The following is a 7995-nucleotide window of genomic DNA, read 5'->3' on the forward strand; positions in this document are numbered from 1 at the left end:
CGCTGCAGCGCGACCGCGCCCGCGCGCTCAAGAGGTCGAGGAAGGCTAAGCGATGAGGTTGTTCGAGAAGTTATGGCGGATGCTCGCCGAGAACCGCCGCGTGCGCAAGAGCATCGAGGCGCGCCGCGCCCGCAGGTGCAGGAGGTCGACGAGATGAACGTGATGTGGGATGTGCAGGAGAGGACGTGCGCGATCTGCGGGAGGGTCTTCATCCCGAAGGCGCCCCACGCCAAGTACTGCTCGGAGGCGTGCCGGCGCGAGCACGACCTGCGCCGCGTGAAGGAGGCCCGCCGCAAGGGCGCCAAGCCGAAGCGCGACAGGGTCGACCGCTACCTTGCCGGGTCGGGCGCGGCCTACGACGAGCTCCAGGCCATGCGCCGCGAGGTCGCGATGAGATATTGAGTTTCCGCAGGTAGACATAGGTAGATATATAATTAAGGCCGCTGGCGTTGGAGCGCCGGCGGCCTTTGGCAAAGACGCCTCCCGGCATCCTCTATATGGCGTAGAGCATGGTACCACGCGGGAGGTCACATGGACGCAAGGGAATATCTGGAGACCGTACGGGCCGCCCAGCGCGGCATCGACCGCAGGCTGGCGGTCATCCAGTCGATGCAGGCGCGCGAGCAGGTGCGCGCCCAGCGCTACGACGCCGTGGGCAAGGGCGCGCACGGGACGGACTTTATGCGCTCGACGGATGACAGGATCGACTATGAGCGCCGCAGCGGCGCGGAGCTGTCGGAGCTGCGGCGCGAGGTGGAGCGGGGCCGCGAGCTGTGTGCGGGCGTGCGCTCCGCCAACCCCGGCAAGCGCTGGGGCGACGTGCTGGAGCTGCGATACTGCGAGGACCGCACGCTGCAGGAGATCGCGGGGACGCTGGGGGTGTCGGTGAGGTCGGTCCATTCAGATATGTCATCGGCCCTGGACTGGGTCGATATGGTGGGCATCGCCACCGCAAGGGCTGGCGTGGGCCGTGCGGCAATATAGTTGGATGGCTGGTTCGCGTCAGCATGTCGGCCCCGATCGCCATGTGCGGTCGGGGCCTTCTGTCTTTACGGGACTGCAGACAATTGCAGACGATTGCACACTTCTGCAGACAATTGCAGATAGTTGCAGACGATTGCACACAATTGCAGACCGTTGCAGGTTTCTTCTGGGATATAACTAGGGTGTCGATTCGCAGCGCCGCCCGCGCGGCATGCGGGTCGGATGTGCGTGGAAGCACAGATGAGTGGCCGGGGTTCCCTTCAGCAGTTCAGGGACTCCGGCCTTTCTATTCCGTTTAATTCAATAGGGGATGATGCCCGTGGTCAGCCGAGAGTGCATCACACGATCCGCCCGCCGCCACGACACGGTCATGGCGTGGGCGTTCCGTCGCGCCCTGGGGGTCACGGCGGCGCCCCGCCGCCGACCGGGGAGTGCCGGGGGCGTGCGCCTGGAGGCGCTGCGCTACGGGGGCATCGAGGCGTGTATGTCCAACCGAGGGCGCTCCCCGGTGGAGTGGTAGGGGATGGGCAACCCGCGCAAGGCCAACGGCGCCCGACGCCGCCATGTCGTGCGGTGGCTGCGCTCGCAGGGTAGGCCCTGCTGGATATGTGGGCTACCCATAGACTACGGGGTGCCTGCGGGCGACCCCCGGGCTTTCGAGTGCGACGAGCTCGTCCCGGTCAGCCGCGGCGGATCGCCCTTCGACCGTGACAACGTCGCCGCCGCACATCGTTGCTGCAACAACTGGCGCCGCGCCCGCAGCGTCGCCGAGGTCTCGGCCGTCCGGTCCGCGCTCGCCTCGCGCCGCGCCGCCTGGAACTCGCCCGAGACGTTCGTCGCGCTGTGCAAGGCACTCAAGGACGATCGCGCATCGGTTATTGGTCCCCCGTCCGTGCCCGACAGACAGCCTCGGGCAACGACCTCGTGGTAGGGGACGCGCCTCGGCACTCGACCCCACGGGGGTCTTTTGCCGGATGGCGACGGGCCACCATCCCGCGCCAGGGCCGCAATACCCCCGAATACGCTTTTTTACAGAAGTCAAGCCAAGACCGCAGCTAAACCGAGAAAAACTAGGCGGGTGTGTACGTGAAGATACACGACATCGTCCCATATGAGCGAAACGCCCGGCACAACGCCTCCGCCGTCCCCGTGGTCGCCGACTCCATCAAGGAGTTCGGGCTGCGCGGGACCATCGGCCTGGAGAGCCGCGAGCGCCCGGTTATTGTATGGGGGCACACGCGCGTCGAGGCGTGCAGGAGCCTGGGGTGGGACGAGATTCCCGACTCCAAGATCGAGTACTGCGACGACCTGACCGACGAGCAGATCAAGGCCTTCCGCATCGCCGACAACAAGACCGGCGAGGTGGCCACGTGGAACAAGTCGATGCTGCGCGAGGAGGTCCGCAGCCTCAAGGACTTCGACATGTCGAGGTTCGGGCTGGACTTCAAAAGCAAACGGCTCGACTACGGCCACGAGCGCCTGAGGACGGACGATGCGTACAACCTGCGCCTCGTCAGCCGATCCGACTGCGGTCGCGACGGCATGCCCCGCATGAAACGCTGCATGGCCAGGCCGGCGGACATGATCGGGTTCAACTACGCCAAGAGCACGCCCGAGGCCGACAAGGCCGGCCGCTGCTGCCACTTCTTCATCGACGACTACCAGTTCGAGCGCGTGTGGGCCCGCCCCGCGGCCTACCTCGAGTGCCTGCGCGGCTTCGACTGCGTGCTCACGCCCGACTTCTCGCTCTACCTCGACATGCCCGACGCCATGCAGCGATGGAACCGCTACCGCTCCCAGGCGCTCGGGCACTGGTGGCAGGAGCAGGGCCTCCGTGTAGTCCCGACCCTCTCGTGGGCGCAGCGCCGGAGCTTTCTCTTCACGTTCGACGGCGTCCCGCGCCGCTCGACCGTCGCCGTGTCGACCGTCGGCGTGAAGGGGGACGAGGGCGCGCAAGAGTTCTGGCATGAGGGGATGCGCGAGGCGATGAGGCGCCTGGAGCCGTCCCGCGTGCTCCTCTACGGCAAGAATATCGGATTCGATTTCGGCGGCTGCGAGGTCGTCGAGTACAAGGCTGGTGGATTTCATGGGCGGTAGAGGAAGCTGGTCGGCTACGCGGAAAGGGACGGGAACAACTAAGACTTCCCCAGGCCGCTCAGGACAGAGAACGCCGCGCCCGATGGATGTGAAGCAGTTCCAAGGGATGACGCTTCAGGAAATCGAAGACAGGATTCGAGTGCTTGGCCATGAGGAGCTTTTCGTCATCGGCAAGGACGGCTCCGTCCTTGCCGCATATAGGGGCAACAGCAACAGCGTCGCGTTTTACAGTTCCGACCTGATGCGCCGCGGCGCGACCGTGACCCACGGCCACCCGAAGGGGGCGGAAGGTTACGGCGCAACGTTCTCGCTCCAGGACGTGCAGAATATGGCCGCGTCAAACTGGGCCGAGCACAGGGCTGCGGCGAGCGGCAAGAATGAGCTGAATTACATCATTCGCCGCAACCCCTCGAATACCGAAGCGAAGAGCAAGGCCCTATACGAGAAGATCGGAAAGGATTCGGCGAGCATCCAGGCCGAGATTAAAAGCGAGGCAAGAAAGGCCGGGGGGAATCTGTCTGCCGCGAGCAGGCGGCAGATTTACACCGGCGTCCTCGACCGCTATTACTCAGAGACCCTTCCTAAGTACGGATTCGATTACATCACCCGCAATAAAGGGTACAATTACAACAGATAGCGGCAGGTAGGAGGCTACAGCCATGAATGAGACAAAGTCCGGCCAGAATCCCTTCAATCTTTCCGACTTGAGTTTTGAGGAGTTCCGGAACCAAGGTGTCGTCGTGACGGACGACGGCGCTTTCTTCGATGCTCTGGACGAGATGGTCGGCGTTGTCCCGAGGACAGACGAGCTTCTCGAAGGAGAGTAGCAGCCTATGGCCGCAGACGATTTCGACGTCGTTGTCTTCAAGGTACTGAGCTACCTGTATCAGTGCATCAAGGACGGCGTTGAGCCGAATCCGGCGAAGGCACAGGAGCTCGCGAAGATAAATCCCGTCTATTGGCGGGCCGTCGTCTCTGATCTTATTGACCGCAAGCTGGTCGTAGCCACAGTCCTGAAAACGACGGGCGAGACGCTCTACTACGACCTGCGCATCACGTCAGCGGGCGTCGATTACCTCAACGAGAGCCCGAAGATGCGCAAGGTGAAAGAGTTCCTGGGCACAGCGCTCGATGTGGCCATCCATATCGCAGTGGAGGCCACCAAGGCGCTCTAATGGGCTTTATGCCAGATTTCGCCAGCCGTCCCAAGGGGCGGCTTTTTTATGCCGATTGGAGGTGGCGGATGCCCCTCGAGAAGCCCGCCGCGGTCGCCGGCGACCCCGTGAAGAGCGCCAAGTGGGACGAGCTCACGGCAGGCCGCTCGTTCACCCAATCCGACGCGCCTACGCTCGCGCTGCTGTGCCAGTGGTACAAGATCGTCCAGCTCGCCCAGGACGAGCTCGACAGCTTCGGCGAGCAGACCGCCTACCAGAACGACATGGGGGACCTGAAGTCCTTCCCGCAGATAGCGACCCTGAAGACCGCCTCGGCGGAGATCAGGCAGCTCAACAAGCAGCTCGGCATAACCGACGGCCACGAGGGGGCGCCAGATGTCCGGAACGTCCAGACCAAGCTCTTCTCGATCGCCGAGCGCCACGAGGCGCGGAAGGCAAGAGCCGCGGTATAGGGTCGCCGTGGGCGAGGTCGCCTACTCCGAGGGCGAGGACGCCGCCGAGCTGGGCGGGGACCTGGGCATGGAGCCCATCGAGTGGCAGTCCCTGGTTCTGTCCGATTGGTGCGCGTGCGACGCCGAGGGCCGCCCCGCCTACGTCACGTGCGGCCTGGACGTGCCCCGCCAGAACGGCAAGAACGCCGTCATCGAGATATACGAGGTGTTCCGCCTGGCGGTCTGCGGCTGGCACATCCTCCACACCGCGCACCGCGTGAAGACCGCCAAGAAGGCGTTCAACCGACTCGTCCGCTACTTCACGGACAAGGAGCACCCCGAGCTCTCGTGCCTCGTCGAGAGGATCCGCCGCACGAACGGCGAGGAGGCCATCTACCTCACCAACGGCGGCTCCATCGAGTTCTCGGCGCGCACCAACGGAAGCGCCCGAGGCTTCGATGACATCCAGCTCGTCGTGTTCGACGAGGCGCAGGAGCTCACCGACTCCCAGTACGACGCCATCATGTACACGCTCGCCGCCTCCGCGACCGGGGAGCGCCAGATCATCTACACGGGCACGCCGCCCAACGAGGACTGCCCCGGCACCGTGTTCGCGCGCACGCGCGCGGCCATCCTCGCCGGCGACATCCCGAGCACCGAGTGGTGCTCGTGGGCCACGGACGAGTGCCCGCGCCAGGACGCCACGTTCGACGACGTGGTGGACCTCATCTACGAATCGAACCCGAGCATGGGCATCATCCTGTCGCTCGACTTCACCCGCACGGAGTTCGCCGGCGGCTCGATCACCGGCTTCGCCCACGAGCGCCTGGGCTGGTTCAGCCCGGCCGCCATGCTCACGAGGGCCATCCCGCGGGAATCGTGGGGCGCCGCCCTCATCGACGCCATCGGCGACCGGTACCGCGGCAAGAAGGCCTTCGGGGTGAAGTTCTCGAGGGACGGGTCGACCTACGCGCTGTCGGGCTGCAAGCTCGGCCAGCGTGCGCTCAAGGGCAAGGCCGCCGTCGAGCTCATCAGGGTCGGAACGACGGCGGGCGGCGCCCGCGAGCTCGCCGAGTGGCTCTACGACCGCCGCACGACCGCGTCGGTCGTCGTCATCGACGGCATGTCGGGCGCCGACGCGCTCATCGACCGCCTCGCCGAGATGAAGCCGCCGCGCGGCTACGTCGTGAGGCCGCAGACGCGCGACGTGGTCGCCGCCGCCGTCGGCTTCGTGGACGCGCTCAACGACGGCACGCTCGCGCACACCTACGACCCGACGCTCGAGGATTCGGCGAGGAAGTGCGTGCGCAGGAAGATCGGGTCCCGCGGCGGGTGGGGCTTCGGCTCCCCCGAGGACGCGACCGTGTCGCCCGAGCCACTCGAATCTTGCTCGCTCGCGCTGTGGGGCGCGAGGAACACCAAGCGCAACCCGCGCAGGAAGCAGAGGACACTGTGATCCAGAGAATTGGGCAGGGGGCCTCCGTCGAGACGCCGAACCTCGACGCCGTCCCCGAGCCGTACCGAGCCGCCGTGGAGGACATGTTCGACACCTGGGGCGACATGTCGGCGCGCAACACCGTCCTCAAGCGCTACTACGACATGAAGAACGAGATGAAGAGCCTCGGCATCTCCATCCCGCCCATGCTCGAGATGGTCAACTGCGTCACCGGGTGGTGCGCCAAGGCCATCAAGGCGCACTCCGTGCGCTCCGTCTTCGACGGCTTCGTCTTCGACGGCGCTGAGGACCAGGACCTCAAGCGCCTCGTGCGCGAGAACCGCCTGAGGTCGCTCTACCGGCAGGCGTGCGCTAGCGCCCTCACCTACGGCGTGTCGGCCATGACCGTCATGAGGGGCGGCCCCGGACAGCCCGAGGCGATGGTCCGCGTGTTCAGCGCGAACCAGTTCTGCTGCCTGTGGGACAAGGACGCCCGCCGCATCCGCTGCGGCGTCGTCCTCGCCGACGTCGACAGGTCGGGCAACGCCTCCCGCTACGTGTGCCACTTCCCGGACGCGGTGCTCACGCTGGTGCGTATCGGCTCGGGCAGCGGCCCATATGAGTGGGGCTGCGAGACGGAGCCGAACCCCATGGGTCGCCCGCTCATGGAGGTGTTCACCTACGATCCCGACCCGGACCGCCCGCTCGGCCACTCCATGCTCACGCCCGAGATCCTGGGCATCGTCGACAAGGCCATGCGCGACGTGCTGCGCATGGAGGTCGGCGCGGAGTTCTTCACGTTCCCCCAGCGATACATCCTCGGCGCCAAGGACGACCTCTTCTCCGTGAAGGACGGGGACGGCGGGGAGGGCGATGACGATGATGGGGACGAGGGCGGTCTCGCCACCCCGCCGTCGCCCATCGCCAAGTTCAATGCGTACGTCGGGTCGTTCCTCGCCATCACCAAGGACGAGGACGGCGATGTCCCGACCGTGGGGCAGTTCGCCGCCCCGACCGCGGACAACTTCACGCGCGTCTTCGAGAACGACGCGCAGCGGTTCTCCGGCGCGACCAACGTGCCGCTGGCGCAGCTGGGAGTGCTGTCGAACACCTACACGTCCTCGGACGCCCTGGGCGCGGCGAACGACCCGCTCATCCTCGAGGTGGAGCAGATCAACGAGCACAACGCCGAGGCGCTCGAGACGGTCGCGCAGATGATGATGGCGGTCAAGGACGGCGTCCCGATATCCGGGCTCACCGACGAGCAGCGCGCCGTCCAGGCGTACTTCAAGGATCCCTCGATGCCGACCATCGCCGCGCGCGCCGACGCGTGGACGAAACTCGCCGCCGCGGACGAGAGCATGCTTGGCACCCGCGTCTACTACGAGGGCGTGGGCCTGTCCCAGCCGACCATCGACCGCCTGGAGCGCGAGAAGCAGCAGGGCGGGGCCATCGCGGCGCTAAACGCCATGGCGGAGACGATGGCCGCGCAGGCCGCGAAGGCCGCGGCCCTGCCGCCCGCCGGCGGTGAGGCGGAGTGATACCGCGCGAGGACTTCGACCGCTACGCCCGCGCGCTCGGCATCAACGCCGACCTGCTGCAGGCAGCGGTCGCACAGGCGATAGACGGGTGCGCGGGCCTCTACGGCGAGGAGCTCTACCGGGCGCTGGCGCGCACCTACGCCGCGCTCGTTGCCAAGTTCGGCTCGTTCGCGGCCGCCGCGGCAGTCGAGTTCTACGCCGCCATGCGCTCGGGCACCGGACCGGCGCAGGGATACGAGCCGCGTCAGTTCGACCCCGGCCACGGCGGGCTCCTCGCGAGCGACGTCGACGAGGCGCTGCGGGTTTCCGCGCCCGCCGCGGCGCTCGCGGCG

Annotated in this window: 10 protein-coding genes; all 10 read left to right on the forward strand. The window is 66.4% G+C overall.

What is annotated here, in order from left to right:
• Positions 1 to 171: 171 nt before the first annotated feature.
• Positions 172 to 402: a DUF2256 domain-containing protein gene (locus DXB98_RS09280; RefSeq protein WP_147330321.1), complete on the forward strand. Its 231-nt coding sequence runs from the start codon at positions 172 to 174 to the stop codon at positions 400 to 402.
• Between the two features lie 129 nt (positions 403 to 531).
• Positions 532 to 984: a sigma factor-like helix-turn-helix DNA-binding protein gene (locus DXB98_RS09285; protein ID WP_117743905.1), complete on the forward strand. Its 453-nt coding sequence runs from the start codon at positions 532 to 534 to the stop codon at positions 982 to 984.
• A gap of 1086 nt (positions 985 to 2070) precedes the next feature.
• Positions 2071 to 3081: a DUF4417 domain-containing protein gene (locus DXB98_RS09295; RefSeq protein ID WP_158553191.1), complete on the forward strand. Its 1011-nt coding sequence runs from the start codon at positions 2071 to 2073 to the stop codon at positions 3079 to 3081.
• 82 nt (positions 3082 to 3163) lie between these two features.
• A complete protein-coding gene (locus DXB98_RS09300; RefSeq protein ID WP_117743907.1) occupies positions 3164 to 3718 on the forward strand; it encodes a hypothetical protein in 555 nt (184 codons plus the stop codon).
• Between the two features lie 22 nt (positions 3719 to 3740).
• Positions 3741 to 3908 (forward strand): hypothetical protein, encoded by a 168-nt coding sequence (locus DXB98_RS10220; protein WP_158553192.1) that lies wholly within the window; start codon positions 3741 to 3743, stop codon positions 3906 to 3908.
• A gap of 6 nt (positions 3909 to 3914) precedes the next feature.
• Positions 3915 to 4256, forward strand: a complete 342-nt coding sequence (locus DXB98_RS09305; RefSeq protein WP_117743908.1) for a YjcQ family protein — start codon at positions 3915 to 3917, stop codon at positions 4254 to 4256.
• Between the two features lie 68 nt (positions 4257 to 4324).
• The gene (locus tag DXB98_RS09310) at positions 4325 to 4708 is read left to right on the forward strand and encodes a P27 family phage terminase small subunit (RefSeq protein WP_158553193.1); all 384 of its coding nucleotides are present in this window, start codon (positions 4325 to 4327) and stop codon (positions 4706 to 4708) included.
• A gap of 7 nt (positions 4709 to 4715) precedes the next feature.
• Positions 4716 to 6143 (forward strand): DEAD/DEAH box helicase family protein, encoded by a 1428-nt coding sequence (locus DXB98_RS09315; RefSeq protein WP_117743910.1) that lies wholly within the window; start codon positions 4716 to 4718, stop codon positions 6141 to 6143.
• A complete protein-coding gene (locus DXB98_RS09320) occupies positions 6140 to 7663 on the forward strand; it encodes a phage portal protein (protein ID WP_117743911.1) in 1524 nt (507 codons plus the stop codon). The genes DXB98_RS09315 and DXB98_RS09320 overlap by 4 nt, the downstream gene beginning before the upstream one ends.
• The coding region (locus tag DXB98_RS09325; protein WP_147330322.1) for a hypothetical protein at positions 7660 to 7995 on the forward strand (336 nt) is incomplete at its 3' end. The genes DXB98_RS09320 and DXB98_RS09325, both read left to right, overlap by 4 nt.

Source organism: Collinsella sp. OM07-12 (genome assembly GCF_003438275.1).
Taxonomy (GTDB): domain Bacteria; phylum Actinomycetota; class Coriobacteriia; order Coriobacteriales; family Coriobacteriaceae; genus Collinsella.

Excerpts from the sequence above, each read along its gene's own strand:
- DXB98_RS09285 (WP_117743905.1), top strand. The coding sequence starts at position 532 with ATGGACGCAAGGGAATATCTGGAGACCGTACGGGCCGCCCAGCGCGGC.
- DXB98_RS09300 (WP_117743907.1), top strand. The coding sequence starts at position 3,164 with ATGGATGTGAAGCAGTTCCAAGGGATGACGCTTCAGGAAATCGAAGAC.
- DXB98_RS09310 (WP_158553193.1), top strand. The coding sequence starts at position 4,325 with ATGCCCCTCGAGAAGCCCGCCGCGGTCGCCGGCGACCCCGTGAAGAGC.
- DXB98_RS10220 (WP_158553192.1), top strand. The coding sequence starts at position 3,741 with ATGAATGAGACAAAGTCCGGCCAGAATCCCTTCAATCTTTCCGACTTG.
- DXB98_RS09305 (WP_117743908.1), top strand. The coding sequence starts at position 3,915 with ATGGCCGCAGACGATTTCGACGTCGTTGTCTTCAAGGTACTGAGCTAC.